Annotated in this window: 25 protein-coding genes; 8 read left to right on the top strand and 17 right to left on the bottom strand. The window is 34.1% G+C overall.

Features of this window, described 5'->3' with window-relative positions:
- Positions 1-74: 74 nt before the first annotated feature.
- Positions 75-356, bottom strand: a complete 282-nt coding sequence (locus H7350_RS00170; protein ID WP_204343852.1) for a hypothetical protein — start codon at positions 354-356, stop codon at positions 75-77.
- A gap of 73 nt (positions 357-429) precedes the next feature.
- Here H7350_RS00170 and H7350_RS00165 point away from each other — a divergent pair, with 73 nt between their 5' ends.
- A complete protein-coding gene (locus H7350_RS00165; RefSeq protein WP_204343851.1) occupies positions 430-822 on the top strand; it encodes a hypothetical protein in 393 nt (130 codons plus the stop codon).
- Positions 823-1,020: 198 nt separating this feature from the next.
- On the opposite strand, the gene H7350_RS00160 is transcribed toward H7350_RS00165, so the two are convergent.
- The 8 genes from H7350_RS00160 to rpsO all read right to left on the bottom strand — a co-directional run bounded on the left by H7350_RS00160 (position 1,021) and on the right by rpsO (position 9,633).
- On the bottom strand, positions 1,021-1,884 hold the full coding sequence (locus H7350_RS00160) for a sigma-70 family RNA polymerase sigma factor (protein WP_094967995.1): 864 nt from the start codon (positions 1,882-1,884) through the stop codon (positions 1,021-1,023).
- Positions 1,885-1,976: 92 nt separating this feature from the next.
- Complete coding sequence (locus H7350_RS00155; protein WP_204343850.1) at positions 1,977-2,351, bottom strand: hypothetical protein; 375 nt, start codon at positions 2,349-2,351, stop codon at positions 1,977-1,979.
- Between the two features lie 59 nt (positions 2,352-2,410).
- Positions 2,411-3,583 (bottom strand): porin family protein, encoded by a 1,173-nt coding sequence (locus H7350_RS00150; protein ID WP_204343849.1) that lies wholly within the window; start codon positions 3,581-3,583, stop codon positions 2,411-2,413.
- Positions 3,573-4,136 carry an RNA polymerase sigma factor gene (locus H7350_RS00145; RefSeq protein ID WP_204343848.1) on the bottom strand — a complete coding sequence of 188 codons (564 nt, stop codon included), beginning with the start codon at positions 4,134-4,136 and terminating at the stop codon, positions 3,573-3,575. Before H7350_RS00145 ends, H7350_RS00150 begins: the two co-directional genes overlap by 11 nt.
- A 12-nt stretch (positions 4,137-4,148) precedes the next feature.
- Positions 4,149-5,108 (bottom strand): hypothetical protein, encoded by a 960-nt coding sequence (locus H7350_RS00140; protein WP_204343847.1) that lies wholly within the window; start codon positions 5,106-5,108, stop codon positions 4,149-4,151.
- Between the two features lie 149 nt (positions 5,109-5,257).
- Positions 5,258-6,706 carry a glycosyltransferase family 2 protein gene (locus H7350_RS00135; RefSeq protein WP_204343846.1) on the bottom strand — a complete coding sequence of 483 codons (1,449 nt, stop codon included), beginning with the start codon at positions 6,704-6,706 and terminating at the stop codon, positions 5,258-5,260.
- Between the two features lie 178 nt (positions 6,707-6,884).
- Positions 6,885-9,134 carry a polyribonucleotide nucleotidyltransferase gene (locus H7350_RS00130; RefSeq protein WP_204343845.1) on the bottom strand — a complete coding sequence of 750 codons (2,250 nt, stop codon included), beginning with the start codon at positions 9,132-9,134 and terminating at the stop codon, positions 6,885-6,887.
- A 229-nt stretch (positions 9,135-9,363) separates the two neighbouring features.
- Entirely contained in the window at positions 9,364-9,633 is a 270-nt protein-coding gene (rpsO, locus tag H7350_RS00125; RefSeq protein ID WP_204343844.1) for a 30S ribosomal protein S15, read from the bottom strand.
- A gap of 171 nt (positions 9,634-9,804) precedes the next feature.
- On the opposite strand from rpsO, the gene H7350_RS00120 reads away from it, so the two are divergent.
- The gene (locus H7350_RS00120) at positions 9,805-10,644 is read left to right on the top strand and encodes a hypothetical protein (RefSeq protein ID WP_204343843.1); all 840 of its coding nucleotides are present in this window, start codon (positions 9,805-9,807) and stop codon (positions 10,642-10,644) included.
- 58 nt (positions 10,645-10,702) lie between these two features.
- Here the strand turns inward: H7350_RS00120 and accD are convergent, their stop codons facing one another.
- The 3 genes from accD to tamL form a co-directional block, all read right to left on the bottom strand.
- Positions 10,703-11,560: an acetyl-CoA carboxylase, carboxyltransferase subunit beta gene (gene accD / locus H7350_RS00115; protein ID WP_204343842.1), complete on the bottom strand. Its 858-nt coding sequence runs from the start codon at positions 11,558-11,560 to the stop codon at positions 10,703-10,705.
- Between the two features lie 36 nt (positions 11,561-11,596).
- Positions 11,597-12,664 (bottom strand): class II fructose-bisphosphate aldolase, encoded by a 1,068-nt coding sequence (gene fbaA, locus H7350_RS00110; RefSeq protein ID WP_204343841.1) that lies wholly within the window; start codon positions 12,662-12,664, stop codon positions 11,597-11,599.
- Positions 12,665-12,805: 141 nt separating this feature from the next.
- Positions 12,806-15,352 carry a translocation and assembly module lipoprotein TamL gene (tamL, locus tag H7350_RS00105; protein ID WP_204343840.1) on the bottom strand — a complete coding sequence of 849 codons (2,547 nt, stop codon included), beginning with the start codon at positions 15,350-15,352 and terminating at the stop codon, positions 12,806-12,808.
- Positions 15,353-15,491: 139 nt separating this feature from the next.
- Here tamL and H7350_RS00100 point away from each other — a divergent pair, with 139 nt between their 5' ends.
- Complete coding sequence (locus H7350_RS00100; protein WP_204343839.1) at positions 15,492-16,217, top strand: TrmH family RNA methyltransferase; 726 nt, start codon at positions 15,492-15,494, stop codon at positions 16,215-16,217.
- Here H7350_RS00100 and porT read toward each other — a convergent pair.
- On the bottom strand, positions 16,204-16,917 hold the full coding sequence (gene porT / locus H7350_RS00095; protein WP_204343838.1) for a type IX secretion/gliding motility protein PorT/SprT: 714 nt from the start codon (positions 16,915-16,917) through the stop codon (positions 16,204-16,206). The genes H7350_RS00100 and porT overlap by 14 nt on opposite strands.
- Positions 16,918-16,950: 33 nt before the next feature.
- Positions 16,951-17,679 carry a bifunctional demethylmenaquinone methyltransferase/2-methoxy-6-polyprenyl-1,4-benzoquinol methylase UbiE gene (gene ubiE / locus H7350_RS00090; RefSeq protein WP_204343837.1) on the bottom strand — a complete coding sequence of 243 codons (729 nt, stop codon included), beginning with the start codon at positions 17,677-17,679 and terminating at the stop codon, positions 16,951-16,953.
- A 124-nt stretch (positions 17,680-17,803) separates the two neighbouring features.
- Between ubiE and trkA the strand changes: the two genes are divergently transcribed.
- The 4 genes from trkA to H7350_RS00070 all read left to right on the top strand — a co-directional run bounded on the left by trkA (position 17,804) and on the right by H7350_RS00070 (position 21,504).
- Positions 17,804-19,153, top strand: coding sequence for a Trk system potassium transporter TrkA (gene trkA, locus H7350_RS00085; RefSeq protein WP_204343836.1), 1,350 nt, complete (start codon positions 17,804-17,806; stop codon positions 19,151-19,153).
- Positions 19,154-19,162: 9 nt separating this feature from the next.
- Entirely contained in the window at positions 19,163-20,656 is a 1,494-nt protein-coding gene (locus H7350_RS00080; RefSeq protein ID WP_204343835.1) for a TrkH family potassium uptake protein, read from the top strand.
- Between the two features lie 161 nt (positions 20,657-20,817).
- Positions 20,818-21,072 (top strand): hypothetical protein, encoded by a 255-nt coding sequence (locus tag H7350_RS00075; protein ID WP_204343834.1) that lies wholly within the window; start codon positions 20,818-20,820, stop codon positions 21,070-21,072.
- A gap of 165 nt (positions 21,073-21,237) precedes the next feature.
- Positions 21,238-21,504, top strand: coding sequence for a hypothetical protein (locus H7350_RS00070; protein ID WP_204343833.1), 267 nt, complete (start codon positions 21,238-21,240; stop codon positions 21,502-21,504).
- A gap of 65 nt (positions 21,505-21,569) precedes the next feature.
- Here H7350_RS00070 and H7350_RS00065 read toward each other — a convergent pair whose 3' ends face one another.
- On the bottom strand, positions 21,570-22,757 hold the full coding sequence (locus H7350_RS00065) for a pyridoxal phosphate-dependent aminotransferase (protein ID WP_204343832.1): 1,188 nt from the start codon (positions 22,755-22,757) through the stop codon (positions 21,570-21,572).
- Positions 22,758-22,775: 18 nt separating this feature from the next.
- Positions 22,776-23,873 (bottom strand): fatty acid desaturase family protein, encoded by a 1,098-nt coding sequence (locus H7350_RS00060; RefSeq protein WP_204343831.1) that lies wholly within the window; start codon positions 23,871-23,873, stop codon positions 22,776-22,778.
- A gap of 143 nt (positions 23,874-24,016) precedes the next feature.
- Here H7350_RS00060 and rsmG point away from each other — a divergent pair, with 143 nt between their 5' ends.
- Positions 24,017-24,646 (top strand): 16S rRNA (guanine(527)-N(7))-methyltransferase RsmG, encoded by a 630-nt coding sequence (gene rsmG / locus H7350_RS00055; RefSeq protein WP_204343830.1) that lies wholly within the window; start codon positions 24,017-24,019, stop codon positions 24,644-24,646.
- A 47-nt stretch (positions 24,647-24,693) separates the two neighbouring features.
- Here rsmG and H7350_RS16990 read toward each other — a convergent pair whose 3' ends face one another.
- Positions 24,694-24,981 carry a DUF6029 family protein gene (locus H7350_RS16990; RefSeq protein ID WP_338105760.1) on the bottom strand — a complete coding sequence of 96 codons (288 nt, stop codon included), beginning with the start codon at positions 24,979-24,981 and terminating at the stop codon, positions 24,694-24,696.
- Between the last annotated feature and the right edge of the window lie 25 nt (positions 24,982-25,006).

Below are 25,006 nucleotides of genomic sequence, written 5' to 3'. Positions count from 1 at the left end.
TTTGCACGTAGTTATACGCCACAAAAGTAGCTATAGATAATCCAGTTATATTTATAATAGTTCTCCTATCCACATTACTTAGTGTAAGTGATAAGTAGGCTTGAACCCTTTATGAATACCACAAAGCAACTCGCAAACCAATCAGTTACACTTCCTGTGCCGAACTTAAATAGCCATTGAGCAATTTCAAAAAGAGCAAATACAATTGCGAGTACTGCGCAAGTAACTAAAGCTGGCAATATACTAGCAGCAACCTGAACCCATAACACAATTGCCCAGCTTGGCACTCCGAAGAAAACTATATGTGTAGCAATATCGGATCTTATAGGGTTAAATTCTTTTCCGAATAATTTCATGTGATTTATTTTAAGTGAATATAAAAACAACCTGTTATCTATACCTACTAAGAACGAGCTTTTAACCTTTAAATTGATACACGACAACGTTAGGCATGTACTTGTAAATAACCTGAACATATCCAGCTCACCTAATGAACACTTCATTATTCACAACGAAACCAGTAAGACAGGTCTTTGGAAAAGCACTATTGAGCGAAAAAAACGTGTAATGAGTGACCGATTTAGAGCTGTGCTTAACGAGCTGGGCTACGGAAAAGAATACACCTTGTACTCTTTCAGACACACCATTACCATAGATATCTACATAAATCTTATAAAATCGGGTCTTACTGAACGTGAGGCAATTTTTAAATTAATTGAAATGACAGGACATAAAATCGAGTTTGCTCTTAGAAAGTACCTAAGAGATATTGGCGCAATTGTACCGAAGTCCTTTGACTCCTGGACTATACTAAACTTTTAGGGGATACGCTAAGGGGTACAAATTGTTGTTAAAATTGTATTTTCTTATTTTTTAAAACACTATAAATCAATTACTTAATCCTATAAAATGAGTGAACCCAAAGTAATCAGCTCTGGGTTCTTTCATCAATCAAAAAACGAACAGTTATGTGTAACTGTTTGTTACGGTAATTTAGTCGTAATTATACTAAAATAATTACTATCCTAAATAGGTTTTTAATATTTTACTACGAGACGTATGTTTTAATCTACGAATCGCTTTTTCTTTAATTTGTCTAACACGTTCTCGAGTTAAATCAAATGTCTCTCCTATTTCTTCTAAAGTCATTGGATGTTGATTTCCAAGACCAAAGTAAAGACGAATTACATCGGCTTCACGAGGCGTTAATGTTTCTAAGGCACGTTCAATTTCCGTACGTAAAGATTCATGTAATAAATCCTTATCAGGATTAGGAGACTCTCCACTACGTAATACATCGTAAAGGTTAGAATCTTCTCCTTCAACTAAAGGTGCATCCATGGATACGTGACGGCCAGAGTTTTTCATAGACTCTTTAACGTCGTTGATTGTCATATCCAACTCTTTAGCAATTTCCTCTGCACTTGGCGGACGTTCGTGACTTTGCTCTAAAAAGGCAAAGGTCTTATTGATTTTATTAATCGATCCAATCTTGTTCAAAGGTAAACGTACAATACGAGATTGCTCCGCTAAAGCCTGAAGAATAGACTGACGAATCCACCATACAGCGTAAGATATAAATTTAAATCCACGAGTTTCATCAAAACGTTGTGCCGCTTTAATTAAACCTAAGTTACCTTCGTTAATTAAATCAGGAAGTGTTAAACCTTGGTTTTGATATTGTTTAGCTACAGAAACTACGAAACGTAAATTAGCTTTAGTTAATTTTTCTAAAGCAATTTGATCTCCTGCTTTGATGCGTTGAGCTAATTCAACCTCTTCGTCTGCAGTAATTAAATCAACCTTACCAATTTCTTGTAAATATTTGTCTAACGATGCGGTTTCTCTATTGGTAACCTGCTTCGTAATTTTTAGTTGTCTCATTTAATTATCTCCTTTAAAATTTGGGTATATGTACAATTCTATATAGTTATACGTAATAGGTACATAAAATGTTACAAGAAAATTAAATTAATTTAAATTTTGATTAATTTTTTGTCGTTGAGGTTAATATCATCTAGCATTTCATTTGTGAATTTGAAATGACCTCTTGTAGTGATTAATCTGAAACGATGCGATTTTAAAGCGCTTAATGTATTGAGAAATAGCCATTTTGACTTTAATAGTTTTGGCTTTACACTTTTCAGACTAATATCAAAGTAATATTTTCTGCCTTCTTTTTCGGCAACGATATCAGGTGTTACAGTAATTTCACTTCCTTTTTTTATAAAAGATTTTGGTGTCTCATAACCTTCAGTATCGGCTTTTATGTTTTCATAGCCGCGTTGCTCAAGATATTCAACTGAACTTTCTAAAATGTCTTGGTATTTTTCTTTGTCTGCTTGTATCATAGCTAATAGTATACGGAAAAATTAAGACATTTGCAAATTTCAGACGTGTTTAATTGGGATTAAAACCGATACTCAATACCTGTATTTACTGAAAGTATAAAAGGATTAATATTTGAATTATCTGAAATAGGCTTGATTTGATAATTGAAATTTGATTCGATATTCAAATACAACTTTTTAAAGACTTTGTATTCTGCACCTACTCCTAAATGAAGTCCAAAAGTGGTATTGTAATCCGGATTGTTAAATCCGTTTATGGTCGCACTTTGTAGCACAAAATAGTTAATTCCACCAGTAAAATAAGGATTTAAATTATTGTTAAATGGCGCATATTTAATGTCTAACGGAAATTCTAAATACTTGATATTAATTTGAGAACCCTCAATACGTTGCTTTAGATTTAATGGCCTGACACCAAATCTTAAGTAGGTGTGATTGCTCACTTTATAACTTAATAGAAGTCCGTAGTCAAATGAAAAATTATCGCTACTTGTTGAGCTCAAAGCACCATAATACGTTAGCATGCCATGTGGTGTCACACTCCATCGTGATGCATTGTCTTCAATAAGGCTATCCTTGGTTTTGTCTTCAGTGACAAGCTTATCTAATATATCAGTTTGCGATACGGAGTCTTGTTCTTGTGTTGTAGTGATTTTAGCAATCAGACTGTCATTAGCAGATTTTAGCAGCTTTAACTGACTTCTAGTTTGAGGTGTTTTTGAAATTTGATTCAGTTGTGAACTATTGTCTTTTGGAGTGTTTGAATTTGATTTAACCTTATGTTGACCTGCTATCGAAAAGTTTGTTGGTCTAGCAACCGTATTTGTTTTGGTATTTGAATCATCCTGTTTTGAAATTAAAGCAGTTGGTGCTTCATTTTTATTGCTCCTTTTATAGGTGTTTATTGAGTCCTTGTTTTCAGAATGTATTAGTGGAGTAGGTCTAATATCTTTAGTCTTTATATCCTTAATAGTTGATGCTTCAGTCGTTTGATTTGTGATTATTGAATTGTTGTTTTTATGTTGGATATCAGATTGTAAAGGAGACTTTATCCATAGTACAAGTAGTAGAGCCGATAGCCCTAAGCCTGAAAATAGCAAAATAAATATGCGTCTCTTTTTTTTCTTTTTTAGCTGCGCTTCAATATGAGTCCAAACCATATCATCTGGACTATCCTTAAAGGAGTCTAGTTTTTGTTTAACAGCAGCTCCGAAATCTTTTTTAGTATCCATTAGATGTCAGGTTTTTAGGAGATACACGAGTCGAATTTTGCATCTTGGTTTTTAATATAGTTTTAGCTCTATGTAAGTTAGATTTTGAGGTGCTTATACTTATGTTCAAGAGTTTTGATATCTCTTTATGAGAATAGCCATCTAATTCGTATAAATTAAATACCAATCGATATTGGGGCGGGAGGTCTTGAATGTGTTTTAAAATTAGATCTAACGGAATGTGCTCAAGTGCCTCCATATCCATCAAGGACTGATCTTCAAGGATATCGTTATTAATCACAATATTTAAATGACTATCCTTTTTATACTTATCTATGGCTTTATTAATCGTGATTCGTTTTATCCAGCCCTCAAAAGAACCCACACCTTTGTAGGTTTTTATTTTTCCGAAGATTTCCAGAAAGGCATCTTGTAAATTATCTTGAGCTTCTTCTTTGTTTCTACAGTATTTTAGGCATAAAGTAAAGAGGTCATCTTTATACATTTGGTATAACTGACTTTGTGCCTTTAGGTTATGCTTTTTACAAGCTTTAATTAACTGTTCTAATCCCAACTATTAGCTGCTCTATTCAAATATGTATTCTATTGTAAATCTACTAAATATATCACCTTCAATTATCATTCGATAATCGCTTAGTGTACTATAGTTTTGTTCGTTATATGTATTGATGAATTCTGCTGCCATGTCAACATTACCGAAGAATGATGAATCATAAGTATCAAACGTGTTAAATGTTTTATATTTTGAATTGTAATTATTTAAGGCACTCGAATTATCCTGATGCTGGCTGCTTAACATTAAAACTTCTCTACCAAACGTAGCGTCATATATGATACCAAGCGTGTTTATACCAGTTTCATAAGTGTATGTGCTTGAAATAGTATTAAAAAAAGTACCATTGTCTATAAGCTCATAACCCATTGAAGATATAATATTATTGTTAGAGTCGTAAGTATGTATTGTTCGGTTTGTATAATCTGTAGAAATTCCAGTGGATTCAGTAAATATAGCATTCAAATTACTGTCTAATACAATCTTACTGGTGTAATTAGTTTCATAGGTGATGCCGTCTGTACTTTGACTAGCGATGCTATAAATGGTGTCTTGGGTATGAATATAATTGCTTTTGATGTATAAGGCTTGCGGACTGGAATTTTCTGTTATTTCTCTGAAATACTCAATAAGATGGCCATCGTCATCATAAGTAAAATGCTTTTTTTCTATAAGTAAACCATCAGAAAAGTTTGAAATTTCTGAAATTCTATCATTCTCATAGGCATAAATTTTATGTCCGCTAGAACCCGTTTCAAGGCTTTCTCTTTGAGAGGCAATGATTTTATTGTTTTCAACAGTATAGGTTTTTCTTAAAGTTACGGTATTGGGCTCGTTTTGTGTGTTGTAATTCTCAACAATAAATGTTGTTACTATAGGTTGTGGTTCTGCTACTGGTTCTGTATCATCAGATGAGCAGGATAGGTTAACTAATGTCAAAAAGAGGATGCAAATGTAAATTGATGTTTTCATATTGATTGTTTACCTATAGTCTGAAAACATCAAAAAAGGTTGCGTGGTATCGTCAATTATTTTAAAATTATTTACAAATAACGCCTCTCATCTTAGATAAAAGGCGTTGTTTAATTGAATAAAAATTCTATCGTATATGATGGGAACAGTTAGCTTTTGGTCACCAACCCACGAGTTAACCATCCTCTTCTGCTCGCCGTTGCAATGGCATAAGGTGTAATCCAGAACAAGCCAAAGGTATAGAGAATACTGTAAGTATATGCCCAAATAGACTCTGATATCTTGTAGCGATTCGCATAAAAAATGACAGAAAAGGTTGATAATACTAAAATGCTCATAAATGTAGAGCCCAGAAATAACAGAGGATGTGTGATGATGAAAAATAGCATAATGAGTAAAAATGGATAGCTTAGAACGATTTCTAACAGTTGACTTATAAATAGCAAGCGGGTTCCAGCTTTTTTTCCATCTCTAAAATTTGTGAACACATATTTTCCCATTTCTATGTTCTCTCTTACATTGCTTCGTCCCCATCTGATAAACATCTTGTATAAGCCTGTATATTCTTCAGGAACATTGGTATAAGCTACTGCGTTTCTTTGAAACAGTACATGTTTACCTTGCTTTAATATCATGTTTGTCATTGCGCGATCTTCACCTATATCTGAAGGTTTGCCTCTAAAGGTCTGGTTGATCCATTCCGGTAAGCACTGATGCACAGCAGAACTACGATATGCCGCTAAAGCTCCTGGTGTGCATAGTACAGATTTTAAGTTGCTTTCGGCAGAGCGAATAAATTCAAAACTTAAAACAAAACTAACATCCAGCATTTTAGGAAGCATTGCTTTTTTGTTGTTTAGTACTCTGATGTTTCCTGCAACAGCACCACAATCTTCATGCTTAGCAAAGGGACTAACTAAATGTCTTAAGGTGTCTTTGTTTACAATAGAATCACTGTCGACAGTTACAAATATTTCACCTTTTCCGAGGTTAAACCCACGATATAAAGCATGACGTTTTCCTTGATTTTCAGGTTGCTGGAGTATAACTAAGCGATCACCTAACTGTTGTTTTGCATCTTGCATCCATTCCCATGTGTCATCTAAACTTCCATCATCAATTGATAATAACTCAATCTTATCTTTAGGATAATCACTCTCTGCTAAACTCATTAAAGTATCCCAAACTTGTTTTCCTTCATTGTAAGCTGGAACAATAACTGTGCAAGTTGGCAGCTCATCATCTGAAACGGAAGCCACAGGTTTGTATTTAAAATAGTTATAGAGCATGATAAAGAATAATACTATTCTAAAAGCAACTAAACCAGTTGTTACTGAAATGAAAAGTGCGCCCCAAAATGACTTAAGGCGATTGGAGTTTATTATGTTGAAATCGTTATGAAAGACGCTAAAAAAATAAATACCAATACTTATCAATACAAAAGAACTGAATATTGCAGATAAGTTACGACGCTGAGCATTATCACGAATGTCTATATTGAAGCGTTTAAAAAAGCAGGAGTAGGCTTCTGAGAATGTTTGGTGGTTTATTTTTGAAACTGATTTTGGTTGTTTTGAAGTAATTTTTTTTAAAATCATAAATTAATCTTGATGTTTTAAATGTTGCACTTTCCAAGATTTACGTTTGCAGTAAGGATTTAGATTTTTTTTAATATTTTTTTATGATAAATGATGTTATTGAGTTTGTTTAAAGAAGGCATAAAAAAAACCTCACTAATAGCTAGTAAGGTTTTTTATCGATTATTATAAAAAGAACTTAATCTTTTTTGTCTTCTCTTGGTTTGCGATCATCACGACGATTATCACGTCCGCGATTATCTCTTCCTTTGTTATTATCACGTCCACCGCGATTATTGTCTCTAGGAGGTCTAGCGACATAACCTTCAGGCTTCGGTAAAATAGCTTTACGAGATACTTTCTCTTTACGAGTTCTAGAGTCTATTCCGAAGTATTTTACATCAAAAACGTCTCCCATGTTAACGACATCAGATACATTTTCAGTACGTTCCCAAGCTAATTCAGAAACGTGTAATAAAACTTCATTTCCTGGTGCTTCAGTATATTCAACAACCGCTCCAAAGTCCAACATTTTGATGACTTTAACTTCGTAAACACTACCAACTTCAGGCTTAAATAACAAGGCATCAATTTTTGCCATAACAGCATCAATTCCTTTTTTACCAACACCTAAAACTTCAACGATTCCTTCTTCAGTAACAGGATCTTCGTTGATAACGATAGTTGTATCAGTTTCTTTTTGTAGTTCCTGAATAACTTTTCCTCCTGGTCCAATTAACGCACCAATAAATTCATTAGGAATACGTCTGGTTACCATTGTAGGTGCATGATCTTTAACATCTGCATTTGGCACAGCTATCGTATCAGTCAGTTTTTCTAATATATGTAAACGACCGTCGCGTGCTTGTTTTAATGCATTCACTAAAATCTCGTAGCTTAATCCTTTGACTTTGATATCCATTTGGCAAGCAGTGATACCATCAGCAGTACCTGTTACTTTAAAATCCATATCTCCTAAGTGATCTTCATCACCTAAAATATCAGATAAAACCGCGTATTTTCCAGAATCAGCATCAGAAATTAATCCCATTGCAATGCCCGAAACCGGTTTCTTTAATTGTACACCAGCATCCATTAATGCCATTGTTCCTGAACATACAGTTGCCATAGAAGACGAACCGTTAGATTCTAAAACTTCAGAAACGACACGTACTGTATACGGACAATCTTCAGGAACCATTCCTTTTAATGCACGTTGTGCTAAGTTACCATGTCCAACTTCTCTACGAGATGTTCCACGAATTGGTCGTGCTTCTCCAGTTGAAAACGGCGGGAAGTTATAGTGTAAATAGAAACGTTCTTCACCTTCAAAAGATGGCATATCGATTTGATTGGCTTCTCTAGAAGTTCCTAAAGTAACTGTCGCTAATGCCTGAGTTTCTCCACGTGTGAAAATTGAAGATCCATGCGTCGATGGTAAATAATCTACTTCACACCAGATTGGTCTGATTTCATCAGTTTTACGACCGTCTAAACGCAAGCCTTCATTTAATGTTAAATCACGCACAGCAGCTTTTTCAGCTTTACTGTAATATTTGGAAATTAAACCACCAAAATCTTCTATTTCTTCTTCAGAAAAAGAGGCTTTGATTTCTTCTTTAATTTCTGCAAATGCAGCACCTCTTTCGTGTTTTGAAGATCCTGCTTTTGCTACAGCATATACTTTATCGTATGCCATATCATGAATCTTCTTTGCTAAATCTTCATCGGTACGTTCTGGCTCGTATTCACGAACTTCCTTTTTACCGAAAGCTTCAGCTAATCTTACTTGAGCAGCACATTGCACTTTGATAGCTTCGTGAGCAAACTTAATTGCTTCAGTCATTTCTTCTTCAGAAATTTCATCCATTTCACCTTCAACCATCATGACCGAATCAGCAGAAGCTCCAATCATCATATCGATATCAGATTCTAATAATTGTGCTCGTGTTGGGTTGATAACGAATTCACCATTGATACGTCCAACTCTGGCTTCAGAAATTGGGCATTCAAAAGGGAAATCGGATAACTGAATTGCAGCAGAAGCCGCTAATCCAGCCATAGCATCTGGCATTACATCGTCGTCATGAGACATTAATTGAATCATAACTTGTGTTTCAGAATGATAATCTTTTGGGAATAACGGACGTAAAACACGGTCTACCAAACGCATGGTTAAAACTTCACCGTCACTTGGTCTGGCTTCTCTTTTGAAGAATCCTCCAGGATAACGTCCCGCAGCAGCAAATTTTTCTCTGTAATCTACTGTTAAAGGTAAAAAGTCTACATCTGCCTGTTTGTAATTGGAAACGACTGTACATAATAACATACATTTTCCAGATTGCACAACAACACTACCATGTGCTTGTTTTGCTAATTTTCCGGTTTCGATAGAAATTTCTCTACCGTCACCTAGGTCAATGACCTCTCTAAAAACTTTTGGAATCATAAATTTTTTAATTCTATTTTGCTGGGCATTGAGCAATGTCATAGTGCACAGCAAAAATGTTAAACAATGGTCGTTGTGTTGTAGTTGTTGTTGTAAGACTCGAAAGTCATGACCAATGAAAAACCTTTTGTCTCGAACTTGATTCGAAATCTAGCTTCTTATTTACGATGTTTATACTCTATCGTACGAGTTGTTATATAAAAAAAAGAGGCACGAAGCCTCTTTAATATTATTTTCTTAATCCTAATTCTTTAACTATCGCACGATATCTCATGATATCTTTCTTCGTTAAGTAATCAAGTAAAGCACGACGCTTTCCTACTAATTTTACTAATGAACGCTCAGTATTAAAATCTTTACGATTGTTTTTTAAGTGTTCAGTTAAGTGGTTAATTCTGTAAGTGAATAAAGCAATTTGTCCTTCAGCAGAACCTGTGTCTTGTGCGCTTTTGCCGTGTTTTTTAAAGATGGCTTCTTTTTCTTTTTGATCTAAATACATGCTAATATTGTTGTAAATGATTGTTATGTACGTTGAAAGTCTTTCTTTCAAGCGGCAAATATAGTAATTTTTAATGATTTACAAGATGCTCAAACTTTTATTTTTAGTCTGAAATTAAACGTTTTCAGTTTTGTTTGGTCTTAACATTATATTAACATCAAAAATTAAATTATGAAAGCAATGACAAAATTAATGTTCACCTTAGTGGTTTTAGGTTTGACATTTACAAGTTGTAGTGATGACGGCTCATCATTACCAGAAGAAGAACAAAGTGTAGATATTTCTGAAGTAGCTTTATCTTCAGAAGTTGATGCCGCAGCAAGTGTTATTGGTGATATTATTATCGATGCTTACGAAGGGCAAGAGTCTGATGCTCTAAACCGAACAGATGGACAGCAATCTGGTTTGCCCGATTGTGTTACTATTACTGTTGTAGTTCAACAAGGATTTAGAGAAGTAACCGTCGACTTTGGTACCGAAGGCTGTGAGGTGCATGGACATGTGCTCAAAGGTCAAATCGTATTTTCTTATACCAGAGACCCAGAAGCTCAAGAAATTTTAATAAGCTACAGTTTGGTAGACTTTTTCTTTGATACAAAAAATATCATTGGAAGTAAAACACTACTGAAACAATTATCTAATGACAATGGTAATCCACAATTTACACATACTCTAGATTTAACAGTCATCTGGCCAAATGGAGCTCAGGCGAGTAGAGAAGGGGTTAAAGAAAAAGAATGGGTTGAAGGTTTTGCAAGTGGTGTTTGGAGTGATAATGTATTTGAAATTTCAGGGTATTGGACAACGACTTTTGTTAATGGAAATATGCACTCGTATGAAGTTGTAACACCTTTACGACGCGAAGTAATTTGTTTCTATTTTGTAAGCGGAAGTGTAGATGTACAGCGAACGAACTTTGGAGGTGTGTTTGATTATGGATCAGGTGATTGTGATAACGAAGCTACATTTACTACAAATAATGGGAATGTGATTGATGTATTATTAAATTAATTGGATTGTTAATTTAAATCAAGTCCATAAAAAAAGCGAGCCATCTGGCTCGCTTTTTTTATGCTCTTATCGGTTGATTTGTAATTAAATCAATATATAAATTCACTCTGTCTTTTAAATCTTTACGATGTGTGATGAAATCTAGAAAACCATGTTCTAATAAAAACTCTGAGGTTTGGAAACCTTCTGGTAATTCTTGACCCGTCGTATCTTTTACAACACGAGGTCCAGCAAAACCAATTAAAGCACCTGGCTCACTAATATTAATATCTCCTAACATGGCAAAAGAAGCAGTAGTACCACCTGTAGTTGGATCGGTACATAATGAGATATATGGAATACCTGCATCTGCTAATTGCGCAAGTTTCACTGACGTTTTGGCTAACTGCATCAATGACAGTACAGCTTCCATCATACGAGCACCTCCAGACTTAGAGATAATCATAAACGGAACTTTATGTTTTAAAGCGTAATCAGCAGCTCTGGCAATTTTCTCTCCAACAACACTTCCCATAGAACCTCCAATAAAAGAGAAATCCATACAAGCAATGACTAAATCATTGCCTTTAGATTTTCCAACTGCAGTTCTAACAGCATCTTTGAGTTTGGTTTTTTCTTGTGCAGCTTTTAAACGGTCTGGATATTTTTTTGTGTCTTCAAATTTTAAAGGATCTTTAGATGTTAAACTAGCATCTAACTCTTTAAATTTGTTGTCATCAAACAAAATTTCGAAATATTCTTTGCTTCCTATTCTAACGTGATAACCGTCTTCCGGACTCACATAAAAGTTCTTTTCGAGTTCTTCAGTATCAATTATTTTACCTGTTGGAGACTTGTACCACAGCCCTTTGGGTGTGTCTTTCTTCTCCTCGGTAGAGGTAGTAATTCCTTTTTCTTTCCTTTTAAACCAAGACATTAAAAACGATTTTAATTAATAGTTAATTATGCAAAGTTATAAAGTATTTACATTATTTAGGTCTTCAAATGCCTTTTTTAAGCGTTCAACAAAAGCATTTTCTCCTTTTCTAAGCCAAACTCTTGGATCATAATACTTTTTATTTGGGACATCATCACCATCAGGATTTCCTATTTGTTGTTTTAAATAAGCTTCTTTTTCTCCCATATAATCACGAATACCACTCATAAAGGCGTATTGCATATCGGTATCGATGTTCATTTTTATAACACCATACCCTATGGCTTCTCTAATTTCTTCTACGGTAGAACCTGATCCACCATGGAATACAAAATCAATATGATTATGTGGTAAATTATGTTTCTGAGATAAGTATTCTTGAGAGTTTTTAAGAATTTTAGGAGTAAGTTTTACATTTCCTGGTTTGTAAACACCATGTACATTTCCGAAGGCAGCAGCAATTGTAAATTGATCACTAACTTTAATTAATTCTTCATAAGCATAGGCGACTTCTTCAGGCTGCGTGTATAATTTTGAATCATCAACATCTGTATTGTCAACACCATCTTCTTCACCACCAGTAATTCCCAATTCAATCTCTAGAGTCATTCCCATTTTGCTCATACGCTCAAGGTAAGTTTTGCAAATTTCAATGTTTTCTTCAAGAGGTTCTTCAGATAAATCAATCATATGAGAACTGTAAAGCGGCTTTCCGGTTTCTTTAAAATGTTGCTCACTCGCATCTAACAAACCGTCAATCCACGGTAATAATTTCTTTGCACAATGATCGGTATGTAAAATAACAGGAACACCATAAGCTTCAGCCATTAGGTGTACGTGTTTAGCTCCTGCTATTGATCCGGCAATAGCTGCTTTTTGATCTTCATTGCTTAAGCCTTTTCCGGCATTAAATTGAGCGCCTCCATTTGAAAATTGAATAATTACTGGTGCATTTAATGCTTTGGCTGTTTCTAAAACACCGTTAATTGTGTTAGACCCAATAACGTTTACAGCTGGTAAGGCAAAGCCTTTTTCTTTAGCTAGATTAAAGATGTCTTGAACTTCGCGACCTGTAGCAACTCCTGCTTTAATATTGTGACTCATGATTTCGTTTTAAGTTGAAAATTTAAAAACCAAAAATAAGTAAAATTTGGCTAATATGTTAGGTTTTTTAAGACTTTGAAGTTGGTGAAACGCACGAAAACGTTATAGTTTAAGAATTGCAATACAATCTTGTTAAAGCGGTTAAAAAGGATAGTTTACACCAATATTGTAGACGGCATTTCCAAAGTTATAATCTTTAAACCAACGGTTGCCAAGTGGTCTAGACGGGTCATAAGTTTTAAACCCAATATCTCCCCTTAAAACAAAGAAGCTAAAATCGTAGCGAATACCAAAACCAGAACCAACAGCGATATCTTTTAATGAGCTGAAATCATCAAAAGTTGCTTTGTCGTCTTCAACATTGTCAAAAACATTCCAGATGTTTCCTGCGTCAATAAATACTGCGCCATTAAATCGCCCTAATAGATTAAAACGTTGTTCGGCACTTAATGTTAATTTCAGATTGGCTTCATTAAATTCATTTGTAGATAATGAACTCCCTGGCCCTAAATTATAGGCTGTCCATGCTCTAATGTCATTTGGGCCTCCAGCAAAGAAACTTTCGGCAAATGGAATACTATTAGAATTTCCGTAAGGAATAGCTATTCCAAAATACGTGCGAATAGCAAATTCATTTTTTCTGCCTAAATCCCAATGTTTTATATAATCAACTTCGGCTTTTACATATTGAGAAAACGGAACGCCAAATATTTCATATCTGCCATCATCATTTTTGTCTAAGTTTAAAACACTCGACAAGTTAGAAAGTAGGTTTCCGGCAAATTCTGCACGAAGTCTGATAATGGAGAAATCATTATCAAAGATGTTTTCTCTTCTGTTTTTAATGTAATTGAAACTTGATGAAAAAATAAGGTTGTCTTCTGTTAGTCGGTCTTTACGCTGTTTGATGTTATTTACATCAATATAATCGTCATCTGTAGGAACTAATGAGGTATTCTGGTTAATAACATCATCAATAAAATCATCGGCAGGATCAAATTCGTTAGCCAGACTAAAATCAACCAAACTCTCATCATTACCAATATATCCAACGTCTTGAGCGATGGTATTTAACCTGTCAAAAGAGGTGGTGTATACACCAAAATAGTTAGCTGTATTTAGATTTTTCACATACTGAACATTAAACAAATCCAGATTATTAGTCACTTTAGTTGTAGGATACCAATTGTAATTTACGGTTCCAGTAAAGGCTTGTTTGTCTAATCCGATATTTTGCTGACTCGTAGCACTAAGATTGATTCGCGTACTTGGAGACATGTATTTCGGAATGATTTTTTCGGTATTAAAAGGAAGAAAAAACCTAGGGATATTTAATCGTAGATTACCACCAATTTCATTGATGTCAAAAAACTGATCTTTAGTATCAGATGCATCTACAGACGATCCAATAGCGCCAAGTCCGGAAATTTCTAAAGTTTCAGCACCTCTAAAAATATTTCGAATCAGTAAACCTGTGTTAAAAGCAAAACCGACAGTTTGAATATTACTTTGCGAGATTTCAAAACTGGTTGTGAGCTCAAATTTTTTCTTCGGAATTAAATACACATTTGCAGTGAGCGTTGTATCGTTCTCGTTTTCTACATATTCAATTCTCGGGTACCTAAAAGCCTGCAACTGGCTGAGGTAACGATAGGTTCGCGTTCGGTCAAGATCTTTAAATACGTCGTCCTTATTAATAAATACAGCATCAGTTATAGCTTTTGGACGAAACTTTAATTTTTCAAAACTATAGAGATTATAATTTTTAAACTGAACCGAATCGGTGATTATCGAATTGCGGTTTTCGTTTTTATAATCGGTATAAATATTAACGTCTTTAATTTTATAGATCTTAAATGGAATGCGTTGCACAGAATCTTCAGTTCTGATTGCTCTGTCAGCAATAATTAAATCGGTAAATACTTTTTTATTAGTGTCTATGGTGTCAATTTCAAAAGTGATATAATCCTGACCAAAATGGTAAAATCCAGAATTTCTAAGTTTCTCAGTTAATCGATCACGTTCAGCAGAAAAATTAGCATCATCATATTGCTGTCCTTTTTTAATTAAAGAACTACTCTTGAGACGTAATTGATACAGCGAATCAATAACAGGAGTTTGTATGTTTGATGTAATGGAGTCTAAAATGTAGGGGTCACCAGTAGTTACTTTATAGGTGACTTTAGCCCGTTGATTACTGTCCTTTTCAGTTTCAAAATCGGTTTTGACATTGAACCAGCCTTTACTAAAATAATATTTTTTAAGCGCTAGAGCTGTTTTTTCAGCACGTCTCTCATCATAAATTGCAGGAGGTTCTCCTGTTTTTTTGAGCCAGCTATTAAAGTTTTTCTTAGATCTTATAAGGGCTTCATATTGTTTGATTGATAACAGATTTTTAAGTCCGGTTTTAGGATCTTCAGGGTTTCTGTATTTAGCATTGAGGATAGAATCAATATTAGGTCTTGCTAAATTATAAATATGAACACGAAGCGGAATGCCTAAAAGTTTACCGTTAGGTTTTTGATAGATTAAATTGTTAACGGTTTCGGTATTATTCTTTTTATCATCAACCAAAACCGTGTTGCTCACCAATAAGTGCTCATCTTTTTTGACGCGCTTCATCACATCACAAGACAATGAGGTGTATATCAGGCAGTAAATGAGTATCTTAGAAAAACGTAATTTCAAAAAAGAAGGTGTTTGCATTTAAATTCAATTCAAATTTACAGTTTTATTATATTCTAAACTCTTTATGATAACAAATAATAGACCAAAAAAGTATTACTTTGTATTTTAGTTAACACATCCCGATCATAAATACATTTTAATGCTATCAAAAAATCACATTAAATTAATAAGAAGTCTGAGTCAAAAAAAGTTTAGAGTTCAGCATCAGTTATTTGTGGTAGAAGGTATTAAAGGCATACAGGAGTTTTTGAGCTCTAGTTTTGAGTTGTATCAGTTATTTTCCACAGAAGCTATTTTTGATGCAGAAATCATAAAGGTTTCAGAAGAAGAACTTCAAAAAATAAGCAGTTTAAAAACGCCAAATACAGCTTTAGCTATTTTTAGAATTCCGAATGTAAAACCTACAGATTCTAGCGGATTAATTTTGGCATTAGACGATGTAAGAGATCCAGGGAATTTAGGAACCATTATCAGATTATGTGATTGGTTTGGGATTAAGCAATTGATATGTAGTAAAGCTACAGTCGATTGTTATAACTCCAAAGTTGTGCAAGCTACCATGGGATCTTTAACACGTGTGGCGATTCAATATGTAGATTTAGAAGATTATCTCAGTGCTTATGAGTTTGATATCTTCGGAACCTTTATGGACGGCAACTCCATTTATTCTGAAGCTTTACCAGAGCAAGGTGTGATTATAATGGGCAATGAAGCTAATGGGATTTCTTCAGCCACTGAAAAGCTAGTAACTACACGATTGAGTATCCCAAGATTTGGTAGCCTTAAAGCGACAGAAAGCTTAAATGTAGCAACTGCTGCTGCTATTGTATTGAGTGAGTTTAGGCGTTTTTCTACTGAAATGTAAAATTCAAGAAAATACCACGAGTTTTCATTGTCGTGATGTTGCTGGTCCATGGGCTATCAGGATCTTCATCCCTAATAAGTTCGTCATTAAGAGCAAATACTCCTCGAATTGATGGTGTAAATTTAAACCACTGGTTGTAGAAATCGACACCAATTCCTAATTCGTAGAAGAGGACATTTTTCTTTGTTCTAAATTGTCCGGCAGCATTATCATCAGGGTTTTCTTCATTACTCGACAAGTTTAAAGCCATAGATAAACCACCAATAACAAATGGTTTGAAGTTGTTTAAACGCTTAGTAGAAACTTTTAGTAGTAAGGGAAAATGAACATAGGTAGATTTTACCTCACGTAACAAATCGTTATCTGAAAATTCTATTCCTGTAAAATAACTAGGGTCGTATTGTATGTTTCGGGTTGTAATAAATAATCCGGGTTCAAATCTTAAGTCTAAGTGGTCATTTATTCGAAGGTTTGATATTAAACCAACACTAAATCCTAAATTGGTTTCGACTAAAATATCTTTTAAGTCTTCTTCGTAATTAAACTGATAGTCATAACTGTTAAGTCCGAGATAAAATCCCCAAGACAAGGTTTTCTTATCAAAGTTCTCTATATTTTTTATTTTCTCTTTACTAAATAACTGAGCATTGACGCTTTGCGAGGCTATCAATAAGGTTAAAACTAAAAGTATGTTCTTCATAAATATCACGATAATGACGTGTTAACACTTTTACTATTTTGATGCTGTATAAATTGTAGCAACACCTAAAGTTTGAGGTTTGTCTTGCACGTTAATAAACCCAATTTTACGTAAAATATTGTTTAAAACCTCACCATAAGGAAAAACAGATGCAGATTCACACAAGTAAGAATACGCAGATTGGTCTTTAGAAAAGAGTTTTCCAATGGTTGGTAATACATATTTTGTGTAGAATTTATAGCCCTGTTTAAAAGGTGTTTTGGTAGGAACAGAAGTTTCAAGAATAACAAAAATACCGTTGGGTTTTAAGACTCTGTAAATTTCGGCAAGCCCTTTGTCTAGTGTTTCGAAATTTCGAACTCCAAATGCTACTGTAATGGCATCAAAGCTGTTATCTTCAAATGGTAAATTTTCAGAATCACCAATAACCATACTAATGAGGTTGTCGAGGTTTTTATGTTTAATTTTTTTTCTACCTACTTCTAGCATGCCGTCACTAATGTCTAGGCCGATAATTTCTTTAGCCTGAGTTTTGGCGAGACTTATAGCTAAATCTCCCGTGCCAGTAGCAATGTCTAAAATACGTTCAGGCTTTGTTTTAGAGACGATATCGACTACTTTATTACGCCATTTTATATCTATTCCAAAAGAAATAACACGATTTAAGCCGTCGTATTCTTTTGAAATATTATCAAACATTTGAGTGACTTGTTGCTTTTTATTCAAATCACTATCCTTATATGGAGTAACTTTTGAGGACATTACTTTTTTTTGGCAAATATACTCAAAACTAATAGCTTTAAATAATTTGTAGCTTACTTTTAGAAGTCTGTCAATCACATAATAATGTAGTATATTTGTATGTTTTTTTGAATATACATAATCAATGAAAATAATAATTGCAGGTGCAGGAGAAGTAGGATTTCATTTGGCAAAATTATTGTCTTATGAATCTCAGGAGATTACACTTATAGATACGGATAAGAATAGCTTAGCTTATGCTAACGACCATTTAGATATTCGGGTTATTAAAGGCGATGTAACGTCTATTTCCATATTAAATGAAGCACGAATAAACACGTCTGAATTATTTATAGCAGTAACGTCTTCAGAAACAACAAACATTACAGCTTGTGTACTTGCCAAGCAGTTAGGAGCTAAGCAAACTATTGCCAGAATATCAAATTCGGAGTTTTTAGATGAAAAAGATGATATTGGTTTTACCAAGTTTGGTATTGATGAATTGATTTCTCCTGAAACATTAGCCGCATCTGAAATTGAACTTTTACTCAATCAATACGGATTTAACGATACCTACGAGTTTGAAGAAGGCAAGTTAACCATGTTGAGTTTACGCTTATCGAGAACCGCAAGTTTTGTAGGTAAAACTGTGAGAGAAGCTGCCGAAGTTTTTCCAGAGTTACACTTTGTACCTATTGCGATTCAGCGATTTGGAACACAATATACCATCATTCCGCGAGGTGATACCGAATTTAAAGAAGGTGATAAAGTGGTGTTTATGACATCAAAAGGTGGTGATGAAGAACTATTCGAATTATCTGGGAAAGTCAAAACCGAACTTAAGAACATCATGATTCTTGGTGGTAGTAAAATAGGATATAAAACTGCTAAAGACCTATGTGCTAGCAAGTTTAAGGTGAAACTCATCGAAAGTGATAAAGAAATTGCATTTGAATGTGCCGATGATTTACCCAAAGCTTTAGTTATTAATGGTGATGGTAGAAATGTAGAACTCCTTGAAGAAGAGAATATCTCAGGTATGGATGCTTTTATATCTGTGACTGGTAACTCTGAAACTAATATCATGTCATGTCTGGTAGCCAAATCAAAAGGTGTTAAGAAAACAATTGCTCTGGTTGAGAATATGGATTATTACCAATTATCGCAATCTATAGGAATAGATACCTTAATTAATAAAAAACTACTGGCAGCCAATAATATCTTTAGATATATAAGGCGAGGAGAAGTTTTGGCAATGACGAAGTTAAGTAATATGAATGCTGAGTTGTTGGAATTTGAAGTCACTTCTAAATCTAAAATCACTCAAAATAAAATCAAAGATTTAGATTTTCCGCGTTCAGCAATTATTGGTGGAGTTATAAGAAATGATATCGGTATTATCCCTTTAGGAGATTTTCAAATAGAAATGGGAGATAAAGTTGTTGTGTGTTGTTTGCCAAGATCGATAACTCAAGTAGAACGCTTCTTTTTTTAATACCAAATCATGAAACTTAATTATAAAATCATTTTTCATTTCTTTGGATTGCTATGTCTTTTCAATGGTGGTTTTATGTTACTGTCTACACTAATTAGTGTGATTTATAAAGACGGTGTAACTTTAGAATTATTAGGAGCAGGTCTAATTGTGCTTTTACTAGGTGGAATTGCAATGTTGCTTACTAGAAAGCATAAAAAAGAACTCAATAAGCGCGATGGTTATATTGTAGTAGCTTTTGGTTGGATTGTTATGGCTCTTACCGGAACATTACCTTATGTGATTACTGGCGCTATTCCGAGTTTTACTAATGCCTTTTTTGAAACAATGTCTGGTTATACCACAACTGGAGCCAGTATTTTAAATGATATTGAATCGATCCCCAAAGGTGTGTTGTTTTGGAGAAGTATGACGCATTGGATTGGTGGTATGGGAATTATTGTTTTAGCGATTGCTATATTGCCTTTGCTTGGTATTGGAGGCATGCAACTGTTTGCTGCCGAAGCTCCCGGACCAAATGCCGATAAGCTTCATCCCAGAATTACAGATACAGCTAAGCGATTATGGCTCATCTATTTTGGATATACAGCTGCAGAAACTATATTGTTACAAGTTGCCGGAATGTCGTTTTTTGATGCAATTAACCACTCGTTGTGTACTTTGTCTACTGGAGGGTTTTCTACTAAAAATGCAAGTGTAGCTTACTGGAATGGTCAACCTGTAATTCAATATATTATAATCGTATTTATGTTTCTTGCAGGAACTAATTTTGTTTTAAGTTATTTTGCTTTTAAAGGTAAAGTACAAAAGGCTATACGCGATGAGGAGTTTAAATTGTATTTTAAATTCATAGCTTTTTTTACAATTATAGCGGCATTAATCATTTATTTTAGAGCAGATTTCTCTATATCCTCTATAGATCATCCTATGGTTTTAGGTAAAGGTGAAGCGTCTTTTAGACATGGTCTTTTTCAGGTTATCGCTATTGTAACAACAACAGGTTTTGTTACTGCAGATTATACATTATGGACGCCGTTTTTAGTGGTGTTCTTCTTTGGCTTAATGTTTTTAGGTGGCTCAGCTGGTAGTACATCAGGAGGTGTAAAAGTGGTTCGTCATATGATTATGATAAAAAACAGTTTCTTAGAATTTAAACGAGCGCTACATCCAAATGCCATTCTTCCTGTACGCTATAATAAAAAGGCGGTATCAAAGGGTATTGTTTTTAATATTCTTGGGTTTTTCATATTGTACATGTTATCATTTATTGTTGGTGCCTTAGTTTTTTCTATGTTTCAAATCGATTTCGAGTCGGCTATTGGTTTATCGGCTTCTAGTTTGGGTAATGTTGGTCCTGCATTAGGTAATTACGGACCAGTAAATAATTATGCCGAATTGCCTGCATTAGGAAAATGGTGGTCTGCATTTTTGATGCTTATTGGACGTTTAGAACTGTTTACAGTTTTGATATTATTGACACCTTTTTTCTGGCGAAACAGATAAATTTCAACTTTTTTTTAATAATTTTTTTACTTCGGAAATATTAATATTTATAGGTATTTCGGGAATTTTGTGTTGATTTTTAAGAGGTTAGAGCTCAGATTGTCTGTAACATTTATTTCAGATGTGCGTCTTATTTGTATAACCAATTAAATTAATCAATCATGGAATTAGTATTAACATCACAAAAATTAGAGCCTTCACCCAAACGTAGATTAGAAACAGAATTTGTTAGACCAGAAGGTTTATTAAATTCAAACTACAAGTCTGTTGTTAGATGTAATTTAAGCAACACAAATTCAACTTCAATCTTTGGTATTAAGCAGCGTGTAAAAAGCAGACAATATCAATTTACTTCAAATATCGATACACTTTTAAAACTGTCTGTTTTTGCAATAGTATTAGCTTTTATTATCTAAGCTAAAACATAGACATTTTAACTGGTACGATTGAGTTCTCACTCAAACTATCTTTTACATTTTCAATCAACACAATTTTGGCGTACAACTGTATTCCGAAAGGCTTGATGTACTATAAAGTTAACTGTTGGACTTCTGAAACTATTTCAGAATAAAAAAGATATTATGAGCTCAATAGGATCAATGAATGCTGTTATTAATAATAACAGAAAGCTATTAAAAAACGGAAAGCGAGAGCCCTTTACTAAAATGAATGGTGGCTCAGGTAAAAAGGTGAATTATAAAAGGTATGTTATGCCAGAAGTATCGCCTCATGTATTACGACGAGTACGTATTAAAACCAGAAGAGAAAACAAGCGTTTACTAATCAAACAAGTTATTATAGGTTTGATTGTGAGTTTGATAATGTTATATTATTTATATAGCTTCTAGGTGCGTATCACATAAAAAGCCGAATCTTAACAGATTCGGCTTTTCTTATGTTATTTAGTTCTGTGTTAAGAACCCACAGCGTCCTTAATTCTTTTTATTGCCTCAATAATTTGCTCTTGAGATGCAGCATAGGATATTCTTATACAATCAGGATTTCCAAAAGCGACACCAGTTACAGTAGCAACATTTGCATGTTCTAAAAGGTATAAGGAAAAGTCGGTTGCATTTTCAATTTTATGGCCTTTTAAGGTCTTACCGAAAAAATATGAAATATTAGGGAAGACATAAAAAGCACCTTCAGGAACATTTGTTTTAAAACCTTCAATTTCGTTCAATAAGCCTAAAATTAATTCTCGTCTTACTTTAAACTCATCAATCATATACTGAACTCGAGAAGGTGATTCGTTAAGCGCAGTAATCACGGCACGTTGAGCAATACAATTTGCGCCACTGGTAATTTGACCTTGCATTTTATTACATGCTCTAGCTATAGTTTCAGGAGCACCAATATAACCAATCCTCCAACCAGTCATTGCAAAAGCTTTAGAAACACCATTTACTGTAACAGTTCGGTTATACATATCATCAAATTGAGCCATACTTGCATGACCTCCCACAAAATTGATATGCTCATAGATTTCATCAGATACGACGACTATGTCAGGGTGTTTTTGTAACACATCTGCCAAGCCTCTTAACTCATCTTTGCTATATACAGATCCGCTTGGGTTACAAGGCGAACTATACCAAATCATTTTAGTTTTAGGAGTAATAGCTGCTTCTAATTGTTGAGGTGTTAATTTGAAGTCGTTGTCGATAGATGTTTTAACCTCTACAGGAACACCTTCATTAAGTTTTACAATATCACTGTAACTCACCCAATATGGGCAAGGTAAGATCACTTCGTCTCCTTTGTTTAATAATACAGCTGCAATGTTAGCTAAGGCTTGCTTTGCTCCAGTTGATACTACAATTTGCGAGCGTTCATAGTTAAGATTATTATCTCTTTTAAATTTGGTGATAATTGCATCTTTTAACTCAACATAACCATCAACAGGAGTGTATGAGTTATAGTTGTCGTTAACAGCTTGTATGGCAGCATCTTTTATAAAATCAGGTGTATTAAAATCAGGTTCACCTAAGCTTAAGCCAATAATATCTTTTCCTTCTGCTTTTAGTTCTCTAGCCTTGGCAGCCATGGCTAAAGTAGCAGATGTTGCCATATTGAGAACTCTATCTGAAAGTTGTGTCATTTAAAATAAGTTGATTAGTTAGCTCATTGCAGGTTTCATTCCCATTTGCTTTAAAAATCTAAAGTGGGCTACAATTGCTTTTCTAGTGGTTTTGTATTCTTTATACGGTAGATTAAATTCTTTTGCTGTGTCTCTAACAATTTTAGATATTTTTCCGTAGTGAATATGACTAATATGTGGAAAAATATGATGTTCTACTTGATGATTTAATCCGCCAGTATACCAGTTTATGATTTTACTTTTAGCTCCAAAATTCACTGTAGTTTTTAACTGATGTATTGCCCAGGTGTTTTTCATTGTGCCACTTTCCTCAGGTAATGGCATTTCAGCTTCATCCATAACATGAGCTAGTTGAAATACAACACTTAGGATTAAACCTGCAACATAATGCATGACAAAGAAACCAAGTAAAATTTTCCACCAGGCAATATCTAAAACAAGCATTGGAATGACAATCCATATAGAAATATAAATAATCTTAGAAATTACCAGTTTACTCCAGTTGACAATCGGATTTGGTAATTTACCATAAGATAGTTTTCGCTTCATGTATCGATACATTTGTTGAAAATCTGTAGTGATAGCCCAGTTGATTGTTAGTAAACCGTAAAGTAATACAGAATAGTAATGCTGAAATCTATGATGCTTTCTCCATTCAGAATGTTTAGAAAAACGTAAAATGCGTCCCGCTTCTAAATCTTCGTCATGACCATGAATATTTGTATAGGTGTGGTGTAATACATTATGCTGAACCTTCCAGTTGTACACATTTCCGGCAAGAATGTAGATGCTGCTTCCCATAAGGCGGTTCACCCATTCTTTGTTTGAATACGAGCCATGATTACCATCATGCATGACGTTCATTCCAACTCCAGCCATACCAATTCCCATTACAACGGTAAGTAGTAATTGCAACCAGCCCGGAATGTCCAGTGTTAGAATTAAAAAATAAGGCAATAAAAACATTGTAAACATCACAACCGTTTTTAGCCATATTTTCCAATTTCCCGTACGCTTTATATTATTTTCTTTGAAGTAATCGTTAACACGTTTGTTTAACGTTCTGAAGAATTTTGCTGAATCAGTTCTAGAGAAAGATAACGTTTGTTTAGTCATTGCTATTAATTTTTGAATACTAACGTCTGAAAAGACGGTTTCATATTTCGGAGCAAATATAATTAATAAATGCTGCCGTATTGGTAATAAAATGCTAAAAATATCCACATAAAAATGTATACTTTTGTGGAAATTTTAAAGAAATGGAGTTTGTACAGCATTATTTTCCAGATTTGACTGAAAACCAAATCCTTCAATTTAAAAAGTTAGAAGATTTATATAAAGATTGGAATCTTAAAATCAATGTCGTGTCTCGTAAGGATATTGACGAATTATATCTTAGGCATGTGCTTCATTCGTTGGGAATAGCTAAGGTGATGCGTTTTCAACCAAATTCTAACATTTTGGATGTTGGAACAGGTGGTGGATTTCCTGGTATCCCATTGGCAATTTTACACCCTGAATGTCAATTTCATCTGGTAGATAGTATTGCAAAAAAACTTAAAGTGGTTAATGAAGTTGTAGAGGGCTTAGGGCTTACAAACGTTAAAACGACTCATAGTCGTGTTGAAGATATTGATGAACAGTTTGATTTTATTGTGAGTCGCGCAGTTGCTGCAATGCCAACCTTTGTACATTGGGTTAAAGGGAAAATAGCTAAAAAACAAAACCACACACTTAAAAATGGTATTTTATATCTTAAAGGTGGTGATTTAACCGAAGAATTAGACAGTTATAAAACGGCAACGATATACAATTTGAGTGATTATTTTAATGATCCTTTTTTTGAAACTAAAAAAGTAGTGCATTTACCGTTAAAATATAAAGGGTAAAAAAAAGCTCCATTTTTTTAATGGAGCTCTTTTTATGTATTTAAGATTTAGAATGAGGTTGATAAACTTAAAGAGAAGCCTGTATTTTCTGGAACAAATCTACAAATACCACCAACACAAACAAGTCCTCCACGCTGTCTGCCATAACTAGCCATAACGCGAGTAGCGCCTTTAGTATAGCTTCCGCCAAAAGTGTAATAGTGTATTTGATTATCTTCATCAGGATTGCCGTAATTCCATATGTCGTTGGCATAAATACTTAACCTGCTATTAAAGTTATATTCTATAGTGCCGCCAGCCCAGTCTTCAGCTCTTTCAGAGAGTTGGTGAGAAATCTGATTTTAGTAACTAATATACATT

It is taken from the genome of Psychroserpens algicola (assembly GCF_014526325.1).
Taxonomy (GTDB): domain Bacteria; phylum Bacteroidota; class Bacteroidia; order Flavobacteriales; family Flavobacteriaceae; genus Psychroserpens; species Psychroserpens algicola.
This window is presented reverse-complemented; position numbering and strand designations above follow the sequence as displayed.

Coding starts and splice junctions, on each gene's coding strand:
- H7350_RS00140 (WP_204343847.1), bottom strand. CDS start 5,108: ATGAAAACATCAATTTACATTTGCATCCTCTTTTTGACATTAGTTAAC.
- H7350_RS00130 (WP_204343845.1), bottom strand. CDS start 9,134: ATGATTCCAAAAGTTTTTAGAGAGGTCATTGACCTAGGTGACGGTAGA.
- porT (WP_204343838.1), bottom strand. CDS start 16,917: ATGAAGAACATACTTTTAGTTTTAACCTTATTGATAGCCTCGCAAAGC.
- H7350_RS00070 (WP_204343833.1), top strand. CDS start 21,238: ATGAGCTCAATAGGATCAATGAATGCTGTTATTAATAATAACAGAAAG.
- H7350_RS00060 (WP_204343831.1), bottom strand. CDS start 23,873: ATGACTAAACAAACGTTATCTTTCTCTAGAACTGATTCAGCAAAATTC.
- ubiE (WP_204343837.1), bottom strand. CDS start 17,679: ATGTCCTCAAAAGTTACTCCATATAAGGATAGTGATTTGAATAAAAAG.
- H7350_RS00100 (WP_204343839.1), top strand. CDS start 15,492: ATGCTATCAAAAAATCACATTAAATTAATAAGAAGTCTGAGTCAAAAA.
- H7350_RS00075 (WP_204343834.1), top strand. CDS start 20,818: ATGGAATTAGTATTAACATCACAAAAATTAGAGCCTTCACCCAAACGT.
- H7350_RS00135 (WP_204343846.1), bottom strand. CDS start 6,706: ATGATTTTAAAAAAAATTACTTCAAAACAACCAAAATCAGTTTCAAAA.
- trkA (WP_204343836.1), top strand. CDS start 17,804: ATGAAAATAATAATTGCAGGTGCAGGAGAAGTAGGATTTCATTTGGCA.
- accD (WP_204343842.1), bottom strand. CDS start 11,560: ATGTCTTGGTTTAAAAGGAAAGAAAAAGGAATTACTACCTCTACCGAG.
- H7350_RS00155 (WP_204343850.1), bottom strand. CDS start 2,351: ATGATACAAGCAGACAAAGAAAAATACCAAGACATTTTAGAAAGTTCA.
- H7350_RS00065 (WP_204343832.1), bottom strand. CDS start 22,757: ATGACACAACTTTCAGATAGAGTTCTCAATATGGCAACATCTGCTACT.
- rpsO (WP_204343844.1), bottom strand. CDS start 9,633: ATGTATTTAGATCAAAAAGAAAAAGAAGCCATCTTTAAAAAACACGGC.
- fbaA (WP_204343841.1), bottom strand. CDS start 12,664: ATGAGTCACAATATTAAAGCAGGAGTTGCTACAGGTCGCGAAGTTCAA.
- rsmG (WP_204343830.1), top strand. CDS start 24,017: ATGGAGTTTGTACAGCATTATTTTCCAGATTTGACTGAAAACCAAATC.
- H7350_RS00120 (WP_204343843.1), top strand. CDS start 9,805: ATGAAAGCAATGACAAAATTAATGTTCACCTTAGTGGTTTTAGGTTTG.
- H7350_RS00160 (WP_094967995.1), bottom strand. CDS start 1,884: ATGAGACAACTAAAAATTACGAAGCAGGTTACCAATAGAGAAACCGCA.
- H7350_RS00080 (WP_204343835.1), top strand. CDS start 19,163: ATGAAACTTAATTATAAAATCATTTTTCATTTCTTTGGATTGCTATGT.
- H7350_RS00170 (WP_204343852.1), bottom strand. CDS start 356: ATGAAATTATTCGGAAAAGAATTTAACCCTATAAGATCCGATATTGCT.
- H7350_RS00150 (WP_204343849.1), bottom strand. CDS start 3,583: ATGGATACTAAAAAAGATTTCGGAGCTGCTGTTAAACAAAAACTAGAC.